Origin of the sequence: Klenkia sesuvii (assembly GCF_037083825.1) — a bacterium.
Taxonomy (GTDB): Bacteria; Actinomycetota; Actinomycetes; order Mycobacteriales; family Geodermatophilaceae; genus Klenkia; species Klenkia sesuvii.
In genome coordinates this window covers 236005-252376 of the sequence record NZ_JBAPLU010000002.1, presented here as the reverse complement: position 1 = coordinate 252376, position 16372 = coordinate 236005, and the positions used below count along the sequence as shown (strand labels likewise).

Annotated in this window: 18 protein-coding genes; 9 read left to right on the top strand and 9 right to left on the bottom strand. The window is 73.1% G+C overall.

Annotation, left to right across the window (positions count from 1 at the left end; translation table 11 throughout):
- Nucleotides 1-24: 24 nt before the first annotated feature.
- The 6 genes from flgB to TEK04_RS03080 all read right to left on the bottom strand — a co-directional run bounded on the left by flgB (nt 25) and on the right by TEK04_RS03080 (nt 5433).
- Complete coding sequence (flgB, locus tag TEK04_RS03105; RefSeq protein ID WP_336402845.1) at nt 25-378, bottom strand: flagellar basal body rod protein FlgB; 354 nt, start codon at nt 376-378, stop codon at nt 25-27.
- Between the two features lie 317 nt (nt 379-695).
- Nucleotides 696-1121 (bottom strand): hypothetical protein, encoded by a 426-nt coding sequence (locus TEK04_RS03100; RefSeq protein WP_336402844.1) that lies wholly within the window; start codon nt 1119-1121, stop codon nt 696-698.
- On the bottom strand, nt 1118-1501 hold the full coding sequence (fliS, locus tag TEK04_RS03095) for a flagellar export chaperone FliS (RefSeq protein ID WP_336402843.1): 384 nt from the start codon (nt 1499-1501) through the stop codon (nt 1118-1120). The genes TEK04_RS03100 and fliS overlap by 4 nt, the downstream gene beginning before the upstream one ends.
- A gap of 79 nt (nt 1502-1580) precedes the next feature.
- The gene (fliD, locus tag TEK04_RS03090; RefSeq protein ID WP_336402842.1) at nt 1581-2957 is read right to left on the bottom strand and encodes a flagellar filament capping protein FliD; all 1377 of its coding nucleotides are present in this window, start codon (nt 2955-2957) and stop codon (nt 1581-1583) included.
- 182 nt (nt 2958-3139) lie between these two features.
- The gene (locus TEK04_RS03085) at nt 3140-4444 is read right to left on the bottom strand and encodes a flagellin N-terminal helical domain-containing protein (RefSeq protein ID WP_336402841.1); all 1305 of its coding nucleotides are present in this window, start codon (nt 4442-4444) and stop codon (nt 3140-3142) included.
- A 146-nt stretch (nt 4445-4590) separates the two neighbouring features.
- Entirely contained in the window at nt 4591-5433 is an 843-nt protein-coding gene (locus TEK04_RS03080) for a sigma-70 family RNA polymerase sigma factor (protein WP_336402840.1), read from the bottom strand.
- Nucleotides 5434-5723: 290 nt separating this feature from the next.
- On the opposite strand from TEK04_RS03080, the gene TEK04_RS03075 reads away from it, so the two are divergent.
- The 8 genes from TEK04_RS03075 to TEK04_RS03040 all read left to right on the top strand — a co-directional run bounded on the left by TEK04_RS03075 (nt 5724) and on the right by TEK04_RS03040 (nt 11939).
- Complete coding sequence (locus TEK04_RS03075) at nt 5724-6209, top strand: flagellar protein FlgN (RefSeq protein ID WP_336402839.1); 486 nt, start codon at nt 5724-5726, stop codon at nt 6207-6209.
- On the top strand, nt 6206-7612 hold the full coding sequence (flgK, locus tag TEK04_RS03070; RefSeq protein WP_336402838.1) for a flagellar hook-associated protein FlgK: 1407 nt from the start codon (nt 6206-6208) through the stop codon (nt 7610-7612). Before TEK04_RS03075 ends, flgK begins: the two co-directional genes overlap by 4 nt.
- A gap of 5 nt (nt 7613-7617) precedes the next feature.
- Entirely contained in the window at nt 7618-8511 is an 894-nt protein-coding gene (gene flgL / locus TEK04_RS03065) for a flagellar hook-associated protein FlgL (protein WP_336402837.1), read from the top strand.
- A gap of 144 nt (nt 8512-8655) precedes the next feature.
- Nucleotides 8656-8952 carry a carbon storage regulator CsrA gene (gene csrA, locus TEK04_RS21325; protein ID WP_336402836.1) on the top strand — a complete coding sequence of 99 codons (297 nt, stop codon included), beginning with the start codon at nt 8656-8658 and terminating at the stop codon, nt 8950-8952.
- A 160-nt stretch (nt 8953-9112) separates the two neighbouring features.
- A complete protein-coding gene (locus TEK04_RS03055; RefSeq protein WP_336402835.1) occupies nt 9113-9526 on the top strand; it encodes a hypothetical protein in 414 nt (137 codons plus the stop codon).
- A 196-nt stretch (nt 9527-9722) separates the two neighbouring features.
- Nucleotides 9723-10745, top strand: coding sequence for a sigma-70 family RNA polymerase sigma factor (locus TEK04_RS03050; protein ID WP_336402834.1), 1023 nt, complete (start codon nt 9723-9725; stop codon nt 10743-10745).
- A gap of 98 nt (nt 10746-10843) precedes the next feature.
- Nucleotides 10844-11188 carry a hypothetical protein gene (locus tag TEK04_RS03045; protein ID WP_336402833.1) on the top strand — a complete coding sequence of 115 codons (345 nt, stop codon included), beginning with the start codon at nt 10844-10846 and terminating at the stop codon, nt 11186-11188.
- A gap of 10 nt (nt 11189-11198) precedes the next feature.
- Nucleotides 11199-11939 (top strand): hypothetical protein, encoded by a 741-nt coding sequence (locus tag TEK04_RS03040; protein WP_336402832.1) that lies wholly within the window; start codon nt 11199-11201, stop codon nt 11937-11939.
- A gap of 21 nt (nt 11940-11960) precedes the next feature.
- On the opposite strand, the gene TEK04_RS03035 is transcribed toward TEK04_RS03040, so the two are convergent.
- The 3 genes from TEK04_RS03035 to TEK04_RS03025 all read right to left on the bottom strand — a co-directional run bounded on the left by TEK04_RS03035 (nt 11961) and on the right by TEK04_RS03025 (nt 15543).
- Nucleotides 11961-13838 (bottom strand): D-alanyl-D-alanine carboxypeptidase family protein, encoded by a 1878-nt coding sequence (locus tag TEK04_RS03035; RefSeq protein ID WP_336402831.1) that lies wholly within the window; start codon nt 13836-13838, stop codon nt 11961-11963.
- Nucleotides 13839-13963: 125 nt separating this feature from the next.
- Nucleotides 13964-14161, bottom strand: a complete 198-nt coding sequence (locus TEK04_RS03030; RefSeq protein WP_336402830.1) for a hypothetical protein — start codon at nt 14159-14161, stop codon at nt 13964-13966.
- Between the two features lie 71 nt (nt 14162-14232).
- Nucleotides 14233-15543, bottom strand: coding sequence for a citrate synthase (locus TEK04_RS03025; RefSeq protein WP_336402829.1), 1311 nt, complete (start codon nt 15541-15543; stop codon nt 14233-14235).
- 158 nt (nt 15544-15701) lie between these two features.
- On the opposite strand from TEK04_RS03025, the gene TEK04_RS03020 reads away from it, so the two are divergent.
- The gene (locus tag TEK04_RS03020; protein ID WP_336402828.1) at nt 15702-16370 is read left to right on the top strand and encodes a class I SAM-dependent methyltransferase; all 669 of its coding nucleotides are present in this window, start codon (nt 15702-15704) and stop codon (nt 16368-16370) included.
- The last annotated feature ends 2 nt before the right edge of the window (nt 16371-16372 follow it).

Genomic DNA, 16372 nt, shown 5'->3' with positions numbered 1-16372 from the left:
CTGTGCACAGGGGTTCGCTGACGCTCACTGGGTCCTCATCGCGGCGCTCAGCAGGTCGTACTTGCCGTTGAGGGCCTGCAGGGCCAGCTGGTAGCGCAGGCCGGTCTCGGTGGCGATGACCGTCTCGGAGTCCAGGTCGACGTTGTTGCCGTCGGTGCGGGTGGCCGCGAGCGAGCGGTGCACGGAGCCACCGCCGACGACGGGGGTGTCGCCCGAGCTCAGCTCGGAGCGCAGGTTCGACTCGAAGTCGGTGCGCCCGGCGAGGAAACCGGGGGTGTTGACGTTGGCGATGTTGTCGCTGCTGACCCGCTGCCGCTGCGCCAGCCCCGAGAGGGCGGCGTGCAGGGCGGCCGTCGTGGTGTCGCCGATGCCGATCACCGGACCACCGTCCAGCCGGGCGTCACGCGCTCCATCACTACCTCCGGGTGCCTCGGCGGACCCTCGGGAAGGCAGGTCCGTCGTGTGCACCGTTCATCGGCAGCCGGCGGGCCCATCGTGACCATCGTGGCCGTGGCGACGTGTGTGACGACCGGGGCGGGACGGGCGTCGGAGGTGGGTGGGGTGATGGATCAAGCATCGGCAGGCCGTGTCGGATGTTGAGTTGTGCCGTGCGGTGTGCCACCCCGACGACAAGACCCCCCAGTCCGACCGGGGGTCGGGTGGGGGGTCCTGTGGTCTTCTGCGGGCGGGGCTGATCAGACCGGCCGGTCGATGAAGGACGACGCCGGGCGGGCCGGGGACTGCGACATGCGGGCGGCCAGGTCGCGCTGTCTGCGGGACTGCGTGATGCCCTCGACGAGGGCCTCGGCCACGGCCAGCTGGTGCTGGAGCAGCCGCGCGGCCCGCTCGCGCAGGTCGTCGGGCAGCGGGCCGAGACCGGCGGGCGGCACCCAGTCGGTGGAGCGCCGTCCCCAGGCGGCGATCTCCTCGGGGGAGGCGCCGGCCAGGGTGCTCTGCGCCGCGCGGGCGTCGTCCTCGAGGTCGTCGAGCGCCTCGCCCCACGTGCGCGGCGGGGTGTCCGAGCGCCGACGGCGGTGCCCGCCGGGCGCGTCCTGCGAGGCGTTGGCCGCCGTGGTCGGCCAGGGGTCCCCGCCGACCGCCCGCAACCCGGGGAGGGTCACCCCGCGTCCTGGCCGAGGATCGCGGCCGCCTCGGCCCACGCCTCGCGCAGCGGCTCCACCACCCCGCGGCAGTCGGCGACCCGGCGGGGGTCACCCTTCACGTTGGCCAGCACCATCTCGCCGTAGAGCCAGTTGTAGAGGGAACTGAGCGCGCCCGCACCCTCCCACACCTCGGGGTTCAGGCTGCTGTGCAGCTCGAGCACGATGTCCTGGGCGTGCATGAGCAGGCCGCTGGCCGCCCCCCGGTCGCCGTCCAGCAGGGCGTTCTCCGCCCGCTCGAGGTCCAGGGCCAGCCGGTCGTAGAGCATGACCAGCAGTCGCTGGGGCGATGCGGTGGCCACCGACTCGTTGACGTAGCGGGCGCGGAGTGCGGCGGTCATGAGGGGGTCTCCAGTTCGGGGCGGTCAGCGGGCGGGGAAGGGACGCTGCGGGTGCTGCTGGTGGAGCTGCTGCGGCGGGTCACTGCTTGTTCGGGTTGTAGAGCTGGTTGACCTGGCTGGACAACCAGGTGGACTGCGTCTTCAGCGCCGACAGTGCGGTCTCGAGCGCGTTGAACTGGGCGGAGAGCACCGACTTGCGCTTCTCGAGCCGGAGCGTCCAGTTGTCGATCTTGTTCGTCAGGTCCTTGGCGAGGCTGTCGCGCCCCTGGGCCAGCAGCGTGATCGTGCCGGTGGAGGAGTTCGACGCCGTGGTGGCGATCGCGGCCAGCTTCTGGGCCACGCCGGTCACCGCGGGCGTGGTCACGCCGTCCACGGTGCTCTCGGCCCGGCCGGCGATCATGGCCGTGACCTTCGCGGGGTCGGCGGCGAGTGCGCTGGCGAACTTCCCCGTGTCGAAGGCGAGCTTGCCGTCGCGGGTCAGCTGCAGACCGAACTGCGCGGCCGAGCCGAGCCCGCCGACGGCGCTGGACACCGCGCCGAGCACCTGGTCGGCCAGCGAGATCAGCCCGCGGTCGCCCTGCAGGCGGGCCAGCTCCGCGCCCGGGGTGGAGACCGTGTAGCCCTTGATCAGCCCGAGTGCGCCGTTGGCGGCCTCGACCAGGGCGCTCATCTTGGCGGTGAGTGCGCTCGAGTCGCTGGCGACCGAGACCTTCACCCCGGTCTCGACCTTGGACACGGTGACCGACGTGCCGGTGAACAGCTGGAAGGTGTTGGTCGGGGAGGTGGCGACCTGCCCGCCGGCCAGGGTGAGGGTGGCGTCGCGCCCGGTGGTGCCCTCGATGGTGCTGATGGGGTTGCCGTCGGCGTCGGCCAGGGAGAAGGCCTTCTCGCTGCCGGAGTCCTTGGCCTCGATCTGCAGGCGGTACTGGCCGGCGCTCAGCTGCACCACGGTGGCGTTCAGCCCGTAGCTGCTGCTGTTCACCGCGGTGACGACGTCGAGCAGCGAGGCGCCGGGCGGCACGCTGATGGTGGCGCGCTCGGTGCTGCCGTCGGCGCTCATGACCTTGATCGGGAAGACCGGCACCGTCACCGGGTCGGTGGTCGAGGAGAAGTCCTGGGCGAGCGTCAGCGAGTGCTTGGTCGCCAGGGACGTGACGTCGAAGGTGACGGTGGAGCCCGGGATCGCCGCCGCGGTCGCCGAGGCGGTGACCGAGGTCGAGGTGGAGGACGCGGTGCGGGCGGCCTGCAGGCTGCCCGAGGTGAGGGCCTCGGCGGCCGCCCGGATCGCGTCGAACCGGGTGTTGGCGGCCCGGTAGGCGTCGGCCTTGGCCTGGGTGTCGGACAGGGTGCGCTTGAGCAGGGTCTGCGGTCGCGCCTCGATCGCCATCAGGTTGGTGATGATCGATTCGGTGTCCAGCCCGGAGGCGAGCCCGCTGATGCTGGAGGTGGAGGCCATCGGTGTCATCCCTTCCTGAGACGGTGTGCGGTCCACCTCTCAGATCGGCAGCCGGCGGGGTCAGTTGAGCCGAAACGCCCCTCCCACCCGCGGGGGTGAGGCTCGCCGGACGCCGACGAGGGGGGAGGCCGATGGCCTCCCCCCTCGCGGGTGGTGCTGGTGCTACGGGGTGGTGCTCAGGCTCACTGCAGGAGCTTGAGGACCGACTGCGACGCCGAGTTGGCCTGGGCCAGCATCGAGGTGCCGGCCTGGACCAGGATCTGGGACTTCGAGAAGTTCGCCATCTCCATCGCCATGTCGGTGTCGCGGATGCGGGACTCGGACTCCGACAGGTTCTCCACCGCGGTGTTCAGGTTCGCGATGGTGTGGTCGAAGCGGTTCTGCAGAGCACCGAGGTTCGCCCGGGTGGTCGACACGGTCTGGATGGCCGTGTCGATCGCCTTGAGGGCCGCCGAGGCGCCGGTCGCGGCGGTGAACACCGGGGTGGCGTTGGCGTAGTCGGCGGCCGTCGAGGTGCTGCTCGGTCCGGAGGTCAGAGCAGCACCTCCGCTGCCGGTGTACCCGGCGACGGACTCGCCCGTCGGGACCTTGAAGGTCAGGGTGTTGCCACCCGTGCCGCTGGCCACGAAGGCGTCGCCGGTGAAGCCGAACACGGCCTTGGCGGCCTTGTTCAGCGCGGCCAACGCCTGGTCGGCGGTCGGTGCCGTCGCGGCGTTGTTGTCGCTGTCGGCGTTCGAGTAGTCCACCGAACCCAGGTCGAAGGTCTTGCCGGCGAAGCTGATCGTGCCGTCCAGCTTCTGGAACGCGCCCACCGTGCCGCTGGCGGCGGTGGTGAAGGCGTTGGCCGAGCCGGTGGCAGCGGTGAACGCGATGCTGCCGGCGGTGGTGCCACTGGCCGCCGTGGTGAACGTCGTCGACGCGGTGCCCGAGGCCGACGAGGCGGTGAAGTTGCCGGTGCCGGTCACGTTCACACCGGCGACACCGAGGGCGGTCGCGTTGGCCGCCTTGTCCAGGTTGATCGAGATCGTCTGACCCTGGTTGGCGCCCACCTGGAACGAGGCGTTGAAGCTGCCGTCGAGCAGCTTCTTGCCGTTGAAGGTGGTGCTGGAGGCGATGCGGTTCAGCTCGTCCTTCAGCTGGCCGACCTCGGCCTGGATGTTGCCCTTGGCCTCGGCGGACAGACCACCGTCGTTCGCGGCCTGGACCGACAGGTCGCGCATGCGCTGCAGGATGCTGGTGGTCTCCGCCAGCGCACCTTCAGCGGTCTGCACGACCGAGATGCCGTCCTGGGTGTTGCGGACGGCCTGCTTCAGACCACCGATCTGCGAGCGCAGGCCCTCGGAGATGGCCAGCCCGGCGGCGTCGTCGGCAGCCCGGTTGATGCGGAAGCCGGAGGAGAGCTTCTCCAGCGACTTGCTCATCTGGCTGTCGTTGACCGACAGGTTCTTGTACGCGTTGAGAGCGGTCGTGTTGGTCTGGATACGCATGCCCATGGTGATCCTCCTGGATTGAGGGGCGGTGCTGGATGGTTCCCGCTGCATCCGTGCTGCGGGCCGTGCAGGAGTGGTTACGGCTGGTGAGGGCTCGACCTTGAGCCGAACCCGCGGGGATTTCTGGCCGGTACCCGGACGGGTCAGGCGGGCTGGCCGAAGGCGGTCCGCAGGGCGGCCGGCGTCCGGGGCGGCGGGGCGAACAGTGCCCGGGCAGCGACGGCGCGCGCCGGTGGGGCACCCGCGGTGCGGGTCACGACGGCGGACACGTAGCTGGCCTGCTGCGAGCGGGCCCGCACGCCGCCCTGCGCCGAGACCGGCCGCTCCTCCCACACCTGGCTCATCGCCGCGTGCAGCAGGGTCAGGGCCCGGGCCCGCATCTGCGAGACCCGCGACAGGGTGACGCCGAGGTCGGCCGCGATGTCGGTCAGGGATTCATCACCGAAGAAACTCCGCTCGACGACCTCGCCCAACCGGTCGGGCAGGGCCTGCACCGCTTCGTGCAGGTGCCGGGCGCGCTCGCTCTTGACCAGCGCGCGCTCGGGCGAGTCGCCCGTCGACGGCACGTCGAACCCCGTGCCGTCGTCGCCGACGGTGGCGTCGATGCTCACCATGACCGCGCGGTGCACGTCCACCTGCAGCGAGGACAGCTCGGCGGGGGAGACCTGCAGCTCGGCCGCGAGCTCGGCCCGCGTCGGCGGGCGGCCCAGCCGGACGGCGAGCGCGTCGGCCGCGGCGTCGCTGCGCCGGGCAGCTGCCCGCACCGAGCGGCTGGCCCAGTCACCGGACCGCAGCTCGTCGAGCACGGCCCCCTGCAACCGGGGGAGGGCGTAGGTGGCGAAGGTGGCGCCGGCGGAGGCGTCGAACCGTCGGGCCACCTCCACGAGCGCCACCTGGGCGGAGGAGAGCAGGTCCTCCCGGCTGACGTGCACCGGCAGGGAGATCCGGGCGGCGACGGCGTTCACGGCGTACTGCGCCAGGGCCATGTGCTCGGTGACCAGCGCGTCGACACCGGAACCGGCCGCGGACGCGGTCCGGGCCGGTCGGGGAGGGCCCGCCTGGGGAGGCGACGGGCGGGACGGGTTCACGTCCGTCTATCTCGGCGCACCACGAGCCACACCTGACCCTCCTCGGCAACTCCGTCACCGAACTTGAGGCTTCGGCTCAACCGATGTCGTGATGTGCCGAAGACAGCCCCCGAGACCGGTGCACGGCGACGTCACCGGCACACCGGACACACCCCGCACCGGCCCCCCGACGACGAGAGGAGCACCCGGTGGACTACCAGCACCTGTCGACCCTGCTCTGGCGGGAGCAGGAACTCCTCGACCTGCTGCTGTTCAAGGCGGAGGAGAAGCAGTACCTCATCGTCTCCGGCAAGAACCGCTGGCTGCCCCGCATCGCGCACGAGATCGAGGTCGTGCTGGAGCAGCTGCGCACCCTCGAGGTGGAGCGGGCGGCGGTCTCCGAGGTCATCGCCGAGGCACTCGGGCTGGCCCCCAACCCGTCGTTGCGCACGCTCGCCGAGCACGCCGGCGCACCCTGGGACGACCTGCTCGTCAAGCACCACGAGACCCTGCTCGTGCTGGTCGGCGAGCTGCGCGGGCTCTCCGACGCCAACCGCGACCTCATCGCCAGCGGGCTGGCCGCCATCGACCAGGCGCTGCTCACCGTCCGCCCGGACCAGGTGCGCACCTACTCCGCCAGCGGGCGGGCCCACGCCGGCGCCACCCGCGCGGTCGGTCTGGACGGTGCGCTGTGAGCGGCTTCTCCTCCCTCAACCTGGCCTCGCGGGCGCTGTCGGCCCAGCAGCGGGCCCTCGAGGTCACCGGCCAGAACATCGCCAACGTCAACACCCCGGGCTACACCCGCCAGCGGGTCGACATGCAGTCGCTGGCCAGCACGTCGGCCTACGGGCTGTACGCCAAGGAGGACGGCCTCGGCAACGGGGTCTCGGCGGACAAGATCAGCCGGATCCGGGACGCCTTCCTGGACGTCCGCGCCCAGCAGGAGGCCGGGAAGGCCGCGCAGGCCAGCGTCGTCGCGTCCACCTACGCCGGCATCGAGACCTCCTTCGCCGAGCCCGGGGCCAGCGGGCTGCAGACGCTCATGGCCACCGCATCCGCGGCCTGGAGCTCCCTGTCCAGCGCCCCGACCGACACCACCCGCCGCAACCAGGTCCTGGCCGCGAGCCAGGCGGTGGCCCAGGGGCTGGGCACGGCGGACGCCGCGCTCGGCGCCCAGTGGGACAACGCCCTGGTGAACACGCAGGACGTGGTCACCGAGGCGAACGCCTCCCTGCGGTCCATCGCCGACCTCAACGCCGCGATCCGCAAGGCCAGCATCAACGGGCAGCCGGCCAACGAGCTGCGGGACCAGCGCGACCAGCTGGTCCGCGGGCTCGCCGAGTCGATCGGGGCCACCTCGGTCGACGGCGACGAGGGCATGGTGGACGTCGTCCTCGGCGGCACCACGCTGATCTCGGGCACGCGCGCGTCCCAGCTGACCCTCGGTGGGGGCAGCGCCTCGGCGACGATGGGCAGCAGCCCGGTCACCCTGGGGGTGGTGGACGCCGGTGGGGTGACCATCCAGCCCGGCGGCACGGTCGGCGGTCGGCTCGCCGCGATGAACACGCTCATCCCCGGCTTCCGGGCCGACCTCGACCGCGTCGCGAACGCCCTGGCCACCGGGGTCAACGACGCGCTCACCGCACCCGGTGCCGCGTTCGACCAGAACGGTGACCCCGGCACGCCGCTGTTCTCCGGCACCACCGCCGGCACGATCACGGTGGCCATCACCGACCCGCGCAAGCTGGCGGCCGCCACGGCCGGCAAGGTCGGCGGCGTCGCGTCGGCCGACGGCAAGCTCGCCGACGCCATCGCCCTGCTCGCCAAGGACCCCGCCGGCGCCGAGGGCACCTACCGGTCGATGATCACCGACCTCGGCGTCCGGTCCCGGACGGCGGCGGCGACGGTGGCCTCGGCCGACGCGGTGTCCGCCCAGGTCGAGACCGCGCGGCAGTCGGTCAGCGCGGTCAGCCTCGACGAGGAGATGACCAACATGCTCATGTTCAAGCAGTCCTACGCCGCTGCGGCGCGCGTGGTGACCGCGATCGACGAGATGCTCGACGTCCTGATCAACAGGACCGGACTGGTCGGTAGGTGACCCTGATGCGCATCACGAACCGCATGATCGCGGACAGCAACCTGCGGGGGATGAACGGCAACCTCGCCGGCATCGCCAAGCTGAACGAGCAGATCTCCTCCGGGCGCGCGGTGACCCGCCCCTCGGACAACCCGTCGGGCACCTCGACCGCCATGCGCACGCGGCAGGACCTCACCGCCAACACGCAGTACGCGGCCAACATCGGCGACGCCGCCACCACGCTCGCGGCGGCCGACACGGCGCTGGGCACCATGGGCGAGATGCTGCTGCGGGTCCGCAACCTCACCACCGCCGCGGCCAGCAACGGCTCCCAGACGCCGGGTGCCTACGAGGCGATGGCCACCGAGGTCGACAGCATCCGGGAGGGGATGATCGCGCTGGCCAACCGGACGGTGAACGGCCGGCCGGTGTTCGGGGGCGTCACGTCCGGGGCGGCGGCCTACAGCGCCGCCGGCGCCTTCCTCGGCCGGGCGGACACCGACGTCACCACGCGCATCTCCGACGCGGAGACCATCACGGTGGGGGTGCCCGGGCCGACCGCGTTCGGGGACGCCGCCGCCGGCGAGGAGGACGTCTTCGCCCTGCTGTCCCGCATCTCGGGCCTGATGACCGCCACCCCGCCCGGTGACCTGACCAACGTCCTGGATGCCCTGGACGTCGCCCAGCAGCGGATGTCGGCGTCCCGGTCGGTGGTGGGCATGCAGGTCAACCGCATCGAGTCGGTCAAGGCCGTCAACGCCGACCAGGCGCTCGCGCTGACCGGGCAGCTCTCGGAGGTCGAGGACGTCGAACCCGCGAAGGCCTACCTCGAGCTGAACGTCCTGCGCAACGGCTACCAGGCCGCGCTGACCGCGACGTCGCAGTCCATCCAGACGTCGTTGGTCGACTTCATCCGCTGATCCCCCGTCCCACCGGCACCGGGCGGCCCGTGCGCCCCGGCAGCCTCCTGCCGGGTTGCCCGACTGCCGATCATGGGGCAGGGACGACCGGACCACGGGCGACGACCACGCCGCCCGGCCACCGACACCCATGGAGGGGTACAGGTGCTCACTCTCACCCGCACGATCGGCGAGACGATCCGCATCGGCGACGACATCGAGGTGCACGTCGTCGAGGTGCGCGGCAACACCGTCCGGCTGGGCTTCAAGGCCCCCCGCGAGGTCTCCATCCACCGCGAGGAGGTCTACGAGCAGATCGCCGCGGCCCGCCGCCTGGCCGCCCGCGTGGCCTCCGACGCGGTCAACGCCCTGACCGCGGCCCTGGGTGGGACCCGGGGCGCCGACCGTGGCACACCGGCCGCCGTGCCGGCCGTCGACACGGCGGATCGCGCCTTGGCGTGATCTGCCCACGAAATCCTCGGTAGTTGGGCGACACGCACCCCGTTTCCGCTCAACTCAGAGGTCGCTGTCCGCCATCCTTGCCCCAAGCACGTGACAGGGGGCAACTGAGATGCGACACAGCGCTACCGACACCACGGACCGGACCGACTCCGCGACCGCGGTGACCGCCGTCGAGCAGGACACCGACCACCTCGTCGTCCACGTCCAGCTGCGCCCGCGCAGGGCCGCCGCACGCAAGTGCCTGGTGGCCCTCGCGCAGCTGGCGACCGAGCACTCGGGTGTGCCCGTCGCCCTGGCCGGGTTGAGCAAGGACGAACGGGTGCTGCGCATCACCGTCGCGGTCGACCTGGGCCCCCGGCTCGAGGTCGCCCGGTTCTCGCCGGCCGCGCAGGCCGCCTACGGCTTCGTCTCCGACCTGTTCACGGTGCTCTACGACCACATGCCGGTCTACTCCACCGAGCCCACCGCCGAGGAGAGCGCCGTCGTCGCGCCGTTCCTCCAGTCCGGCGACCAGTCCGGGTGGACCGTCGCGCCGGTGTGGCACAGCGAGGTCCTCGGCGCCGTCAGCGCCTGACCGTCGTCCCGCCCCAGCACGCCCCAGCGCGTCCTCGCGCACCCCCCCCCGTCGCACCTCGTCCACCGTCGAGACGCGATCCCGCGGACCCCGGTCGCCCGGTGGCCCGTCTTCCCCCGAGATCCGACCCGACGACAGGAGTCACCCGGTGTCCGAACCGACCCGCAGGTCCCACGCACCGTTGGTGTTCGGGGGCATGACCGAGGACGAGGCCTGGGCCACCACGCCCATCACGCTGCGGGACCGGGTGCACTTCCGCACCGAGCGCGAGCTGCCGCTGGCCGAGTTCCGCGCCGCGATGCCGGCGGGGGTCACCGTGACCCTCGACGAGGGCGAGGGCCTGTACCGCGTCGACGGCGACGCCGGCCAGGCAGCCGCGCTGTCGGCCCTGGTGAAGAACTGGTGCGCCGTCCACGAGCACCGCACCGTCGGCCTGCGCGCCGAGAGCGGGGTCCGGCGCCGGGCCCCCCGCGACCTGCCGCCGCAGTTCCTGGCCGACCTGTGCCGGCACTACGGCCCGGTCAGCCTCAAGCGGCTGCAGCGGAACATGAGCACGATCCGGCTGCACATCCCCGACAACGACGACGTCGTGCAGCAGGTCAGCGAGTGGGTGCTCAAGGCCGTCGCGCAGTACGACGAGACCAAGGGGGTGCCCTTCGGGGCCTTCCTGGCCACCCAGCTGTCCAAGTGGGTGCACGACCTGGGCCGCGCCGCGTTCGGCCGCACCGCCACCGACACCGAGAACAAGCAGCAGAAGGCCATCGCCTCCTTCGTCGCCGAGCACCAGCGGCGGCCCACCGAGCGCGAACTGGCCGACCTGCTGGGCCAGAGCATCGCCGTCCTGCGCAAGAACGCCCAGTCGGTGGCCACGTTGAACGGGCTGCGCAACCTGCAGTCCCTCGACGGCGTGCCCGACGGCGCCGACCACCTGCTCCCCGACACCGCACAGGCCCCCGACGAGATCCTCGGCGAGGCCGAGCAGACCCTGCTCTCGCACGCCCTGACCGCGTCCTGCGCCCCCGACCTGACCGCCCGGGCCGACCAGCGGGCCGGGCAGCCCAACGTGCTCGGCTGGGTCACCTGGTACCTGACGACCTGGGGCGGGCAGACCAAGACGCAGCTGTCGGCCGACCTCGGCACGTCGGTGCGCAACATGAACGTGCACGCCGACCGGGCCGAGCGCGTGCTGAAGGACCGACTGCTCGAACTCGCCGGATGACTCGGATTGATGAAGCCCGGCGGGTGCCGATACATGGGGTGAGTGGGACGGGTGAGCCGCACGGGACCGTCCTCCGGCGCAAGGGGAGCGTGTCGACGATGACGATGGCCTACGAGCAGCAGACCCGGGTGGTCCTGGTGCCGCACTGGCTGTCGGCCGCCGACCGCGACGCCCTCACCGCCTGCCTCGAGGCCGCCCTCCTGCGCGAGGACCTGCCCACCAGCACCGCCGACCGCCTCGTCGACGTCCTCACCGAGCTGCACGTGGCCCGCGCCCGCGACGTCGTCTGGCCCTCCTCGGCCGCGCGGGTGCGACTGGTCACCGGGTGGGACCCGGACACGCTGCCCGTCCGCCTCTCGGCGATGGAGCTCGCCTGCACCCTGAGCCTGCCCGAGCTCCCGGCCCCGGTGCGCGCTGCGCTCACCGGCGGTCGCAGCGCCTGAACCGCCGTCGGTGACCGGTCTCGGAGCGGCCCTGCGCCTGCTGCCCCGCCGCGCCTGCGACGTGGACGACCTCGTCGACGCCGCCCGCGAGCTGTGCGCCGCCGGCTGGCCCGGCCTGCGCCTGGTCCTCGACGAGGACGACCCGCGCCGGCCGACGCTGCGCGTCGAGGAGGACGAGCGCAGCCAGGGGGTCGACCTGCTCGAGCTGGCCGGCGGGATCTCGGGCGGCACGCACGACGTCGGCCCGGCCGGCCTCGCCGCGGCCCTGCGCCGCTGGGTGGACGAGCGTCCCGTCACCGACGCCGAGGCCCGGCGGCGCGGCATCGCCGTCCTCGGCTGGTCCCGGACCGGGGACGGCACGCTGACCTGGCAGGTCGCCGTCCGCCGTGGGACCGGCTCCGTCACCTGGACGCCGCACCCGTTCACCTCGGCGCTCGACGTGCTGGCGGTGCAGGGCGCGGCGCGCGCCCGGGCGGCCGACGTCGTCGTGCGCTGCTCCGCCGTCGGCCCGGTGCTCCTGCTGGACGCCGACGAGCCGCAGCTGGCCACGGCGGCCCTGGCCGCCCCGGAGCAGGTGCTGGACCGCGCCGTCGAGATCGGGCTGCCGCTGGGTGCCGGCTGCGTCGTCGTCACCCCCGGTCGGGCGGTGGCCTGGGCGGCCCCCGCCGTCGCCCGGCGGTTGGCGGGGGAGTCCACCGAGCCCTGCGCCGTCCTCCCGTGGCGGGCGGTGGCCGACCTCCCCTGGTGCTGACAGGGGGACGGGGCCCTTCCATCAGCTGCGGAGGTTGCCGAACTCCCAGTGCCAGGGTTCGGGGTTCTGCCCCGTGGCCTGCGCCCAGTCGGGGTGCACCCAGCCGAACCACCCGGCGTAGGTGGTCATCCACTCGTGCTCGGCCGACCCGAACACGTTGACCCCGCCGCACAGGTCCACGGCCAGGCCCCAGCCGTGGTGGGACGTGCCCGGGACCGCGGTGATGCGCGGCTTGCGCACGTGTGCGTCCTGCTGGGCGGCGTAGGACCGGTAGGAGTCGGTGATGCACAGCGGCGTGCCGAACGCCCGCTGGAAGGCCTGCGCCAGCGCGGTGTAGGCCGCGGCGGCGTCGCACCGCAGGAGCTGCCCACCCCCGACGGGGCACAGCGAGGCCGCCGGGATGCGCCCGTTGGCGAAGCCGCCCCAGGCGGGGTCGACCGCGGCCGAGGTGGCCGGGGCGGCCGGCGCACCGCACGAGGTGGGCAGCGTCCCCGTGCCGGGGGGCGGCGCGTTGGTGCCGGCGGCGGGCACGGTGACCCGGACGCCGGTGGCCCCGGCGGGCAGGGGCGCGACCACGACCTGGTGCAGCCGTGCCGAGGCGGTCACGACCGAGCCGTCGCCGGCGTAGATGCCGACGTCGTCCAGGCCCGCGAGCGGGTCGACGCCGAAGACCAGGTCCCCGGCCTGCAGCTGCCCGGCCGGCACGACGGCCCCGGCGGTCCACTGGTCGACCAGGCCGGGCCCCAGGGCGGTGCCGGCGGCGGTCCAGACGACCGCGGTCAACCCGGCGCAGTCCACCCCGCCGGGTGTGGTGCCGCCGGGCAGGAACGGGGTGCCGAGCTGGGCGAAGGCGTAGCTCAGCGCGGCGGCGGCCTCGGCGGAGGGCACGGGGACGACGGCGCCGTCGACCACCCCGGCTGCCACGCCGGGCACGTCGGCACCGCTGGCGTCGCGGGCGGGTGTCAGCCCCGCGGGCAGGTCCCCGCTGCGCAGCTGGTCGGCGGTGGGCAGCGTGATGCCGGCGGCGGTGAGGGCGGTGAGCCGCGCCTGCCACGCGGTGCGTGCGCCGTCGTCGGCGGCCTGCTGGTCGGCCGAGGACGGCGGCCCCGGCAACCCGGCCAGCGCCACGGCCACCCCGGGGTCCAGTGCGCCGGCCCGCGCGTGGGCGGCCTGCACCACCTCGTCGACCTGGTCCAGGGCGCCGTCCAGCACTGCCTGGGCGGTGTCCACGCGGGCGGCGGCGAGGTCGGCGGCCCGCCGGGCGGCCTCGGCCGAGGCGGTCGCCCCGGCCAGCGACTGCTGGGTGTGCTCGGCCGCGACGGCGAGGGACCCGGTCACCGCCAGGTCGGCGCCGACGGGGTAGCCGGCGGCGACCGCGCGGTCCAGGGGTGTGGCGCGGTAGAGCTGCGCGGCCGACGCGCCGACGTTGGCCCGCGCGTCGGCGAGCGTGCTGCGCGCGTCGGCGAGGGCGTCCTGGGCGGTCGTCAGGTCGGCCTGGGCCGCGGCGACGGTCGTGCGTGCGGTCTGCAGGTCGGTGGTCGTGCCGGTGAGCTGGTCGCGCAGCTGGGTCGCCCGGGCCGTGAGGTCCAGGGCCACCGAGGCGGCGGCGGGGGTGTCGGGCTGCACGCCGGAGACGACGACCGCGCCGACCAGCACCACCACGAGGGCGGCGACGACCGCACCTGTGCGGTGCGCCCAGCGGACGGCGGCGGCCCGCCGACGGGCCCGGGCGTCGGCCCGGCGGCGGGCGCGGAGCTCGACGACGGCGGCACGGCGGGCGGCCGCCCCGGCGCGGGAGCGGGCGCGTGCGAGCTCCTCGGGCGTGCGGGCGCGGGGGGCAGGTCGCTGGGGAGGGCGCTGCGCGGGACGGACGGCGGGGGAGGACGGGCGCGCTGGCACGGTGCTCCCCCCGGCACGGGTCGCGCCCGCGCCGGTGGCGGGCAGCCGGTCGACCGGTGTCCACCGAGGGCATCGGGACCGGGCGGAGGCCGGTTGAGGTGCCCACCCCTACCGGGGGTGCGGTCTCACCCCTCCGGGGGACCCGGGGCCCACCAGGCCCCGTGCCGCAGCCGCAGCGGCAGCCGCGTGGTGGCGCCGTCGTCGGTGGTCACCACCAGGTCGACGGCGGTGATGCCGGGGCCGTCGGGGCCGGGCAACCGGGTGCCCGACGCCAGCGGCACCGGGGGCACGCGGAAGGTGTCGGCGTCCTCCGAGGCGGTCACGGCGCGCACCGTACCCCCGCCCACGACGGAGCCGCCGTCGCCGCGGGTGCGACGACGGCTCCGGGGGTCGGTCAGCGCTGGTCGAGGGGGACGAACGAGCGCTCGGTGGGCCCGGTGTAGAGCTGGCGGGGGCGGCCGATCTTCGTGGCCGGGTCCTCGATCATCTCGCGCCACTGGGCGATCCAGCCGGGCAACCGGCCGAGGGCGAACAGCACCGTGAACATGCGGGTCGGGAAGCCCATGGCCCGGTAGATCAGGCCCGTGTAGAAGTCGACGTTGGGGTAGAGCTTGCGCTGCACGAAGTAGTCGTCGGTGAGGGCGACCTCCTCGAGCTGACGGGCCAGGTCGAGCAGCTCGCTGTTGCCGCCCAGCTTGTCCAGCACGTTGTCCGCGGTGGCCTTCACGATCGCCGCGCGGGGGTCGTAGTTCTTGTAGACCCGGTGCCCGAAGCCCATGAGCTTGACGCCGGGCTCCTTGTCCTTCACGCGCTGCACGAACTTCGCGATGTCCCCGCCGTCGGCCTTGATGCCCTCGAGCATCTCCAGCACCGACTGGTTCGCCCCGCCGTGCAGCGGACCGAACAGGGCGTTGATGCCGGCCGACACCGAGGCGAACAGGTTGGCGTGCGAGGAGCCGACCAGGCGCACGGTGGAGGTCGAGCAGTTCTGCTCGTGGTCGGCGTGCAGCACGAACAGCATGTCCAGGGCCTTGACCAGCTCGGGGTCGGCCTCGTAGGGCTCGGCCGGGAACCCGAAGGTCATGCGGAGGAAGTTCTCCACCAGGCCGAGGGAGTTGTCCGGGTAGAGGAAGGGCTGGCCGACGGACTTCTTGTAGGCGTAGGCCGCGATGGTGGGCAGCTTGGCCAGCAAGCGGTAGGTGCTCATCTCGACGTGCTCGGTGTCGAACGGGTCGAGGGAGTCCTGGTAGAAGGTCGACAGCGCGCTGACCGCCGAGGACAGCACCGGCATCGGGTGCGCGTCGCGCGGGAAGCCCTTGAAGAACTGCTTGAGGTCCTCGTGCAGCAGCGTGTGCCGGCGGATCTTGTTGTCGAACTCCTGCAGCTGCGCCGGGGTGGGCAGCTCGCCGTGGATCAGCAGGTAGCTGACCTCGACGAAGCTGGCCTTGCCGGCCAGCTGGTCGATCGGGTAGCCGCGGTAGCGCAGGATGCCGGCGTCGCCGTCGATGTAGGTGATCGCCGACGTGCAGGCCGCGGTGTTGACGAACCCGATGTCGAGCGCGACGTTGCCGGTGGTGGCCAGCAGCTTGCCCGTGTCGAAGCCGTCGGAGCCCTCCGTCGCGGTGCGCAGCGGGAGTTCGAGTTCACCCCCCGGGTAGCGCAGCGTGGCGGGACCGGGTACCTCGGTGTCAGCTGTGGCGCTCATCAGGAACCACGCTACTGGGTGGGCGGGTCCAGCGGGATGGTGGAGCGGTCGTGGACCCCTCGGACGTGGTCGCGCTTCTCCGCACCCGGCGGTCGGGCTGCCGATACTGTCCGGCTGCAGGCCGGCAGTCGACACCGGCGCATCCATCGGGAGACCGCATGCTGACCGTGCAGGAACTCAACCGCTTCATCGACGAGCAGGCAGCCGAGGACAGGGTCTCGCGCGTCTGGCAGCAGCTCGGCGAGCAGTTCGCCCTCGCCCGGTCCGGCCTGCCGCCGGAGCACGCCATGGACCGGAGCGAGCTGTCGTTCCACGACCACGTGCGACTGCTGGGCTACCTGTGCCTGGTGCTCGAGGGTGTCCCCGGGGACCTGGTCGAGATCGGCGTCTGGAAGGGCAAGTCGTTGGCCCTGATGGACATGGTCAGCAACCGGGAGCGACGCGTCATCGGGATCGACCCGTTCGCCCTGCCGAACCAGTTCGAGGAGTTCACCCACTACCAGGAGACGTTGGTGCCCGACGTCGACGTCATCCGTGGGTACTCCGAGCTGTGCGCCGAGCACTTCTACGCCATGGACCCGAAGGTCGCCCTGTTGCACATCGACGGGGGGCACCTCAAGCGCAACGTGCTGCTGGACTTCCTGCTGTACGCGCCCAGCGTCCTCCCCGGCGGGTTCCTGGTCTTCGACGACTACGGCGACTGGGAGCACTCGCCGGAGGTCGGCCCGGCGGTGGACCTGCTGCGCGCGGGCGGGTACTTCGAGGGCTTCCACGTGGTCGGGTGCGTCCACGGCTTCGAGAACAGCTACGTGCTGCAGCGCCGTTGAGC

Coding starts and splice junctions, on each gene's coding strand:
- fliS (WP_336402843.1), bottom strand. CDS start 1,501: ATGACCGCCGCACTCCGCGCCCGCTACGTCAACGAGTCGGTGGCCACC.
- fliD (WP_336402842.1), bottom strand. CDS start 2,957: ATGGCCTCCACCTCCAGCATCAGCGGGCTCGCCTCCGGGCTGGACACC.
- TEK04_RS03085 (WP_336402841.1), bottom strand. CDS start 4,444: ATGCGTATCCAGACCAACACGACCGCTCTCAACGCGTACAAGAACCTG.
- TEK04_RS03080 (WP_336402840.1), bottom strand. CDS start 5,433: ATGGCCCTGGCGCAGTACGCCGTGAACGCCGTCGCCGCCCGGATCTCC.
- flgL (WP_336402837.1), top strand. CDS start 7,618: ATGCGCATCACGAACCGCATGATCGCGGACAGCAACCTGCGGGGGATG.
- TEK04_RS03050 (WP_336402834.1), top strand. CDS start 9,723: ATGACCGAGGACGAGGCCTGGGCCACCACGCCCATCACGCTGCGGGAC.
- TEK04_RS03045 (WP_336402833.1), top strand. CDS start 10,844: ATGACGATGGCCTACGAGCAGCAGACCCGGGTGGTCCTGGTGCCGCAC.
- TEK04_RS03025 (WP_336402829.1), bottom strand. CDS start 15,543: ATGAGCGCCACAGCTGACACCGAGGTACCCGGTCCCGCCACGCTGCGC.
- TEK04_RS03020 (WP_336402828.1), top strand. CDS start 15,702: ATGCTGACCGTGCAGGAACTCAACCGCTTCATCGACGAGCAGGCAGCC.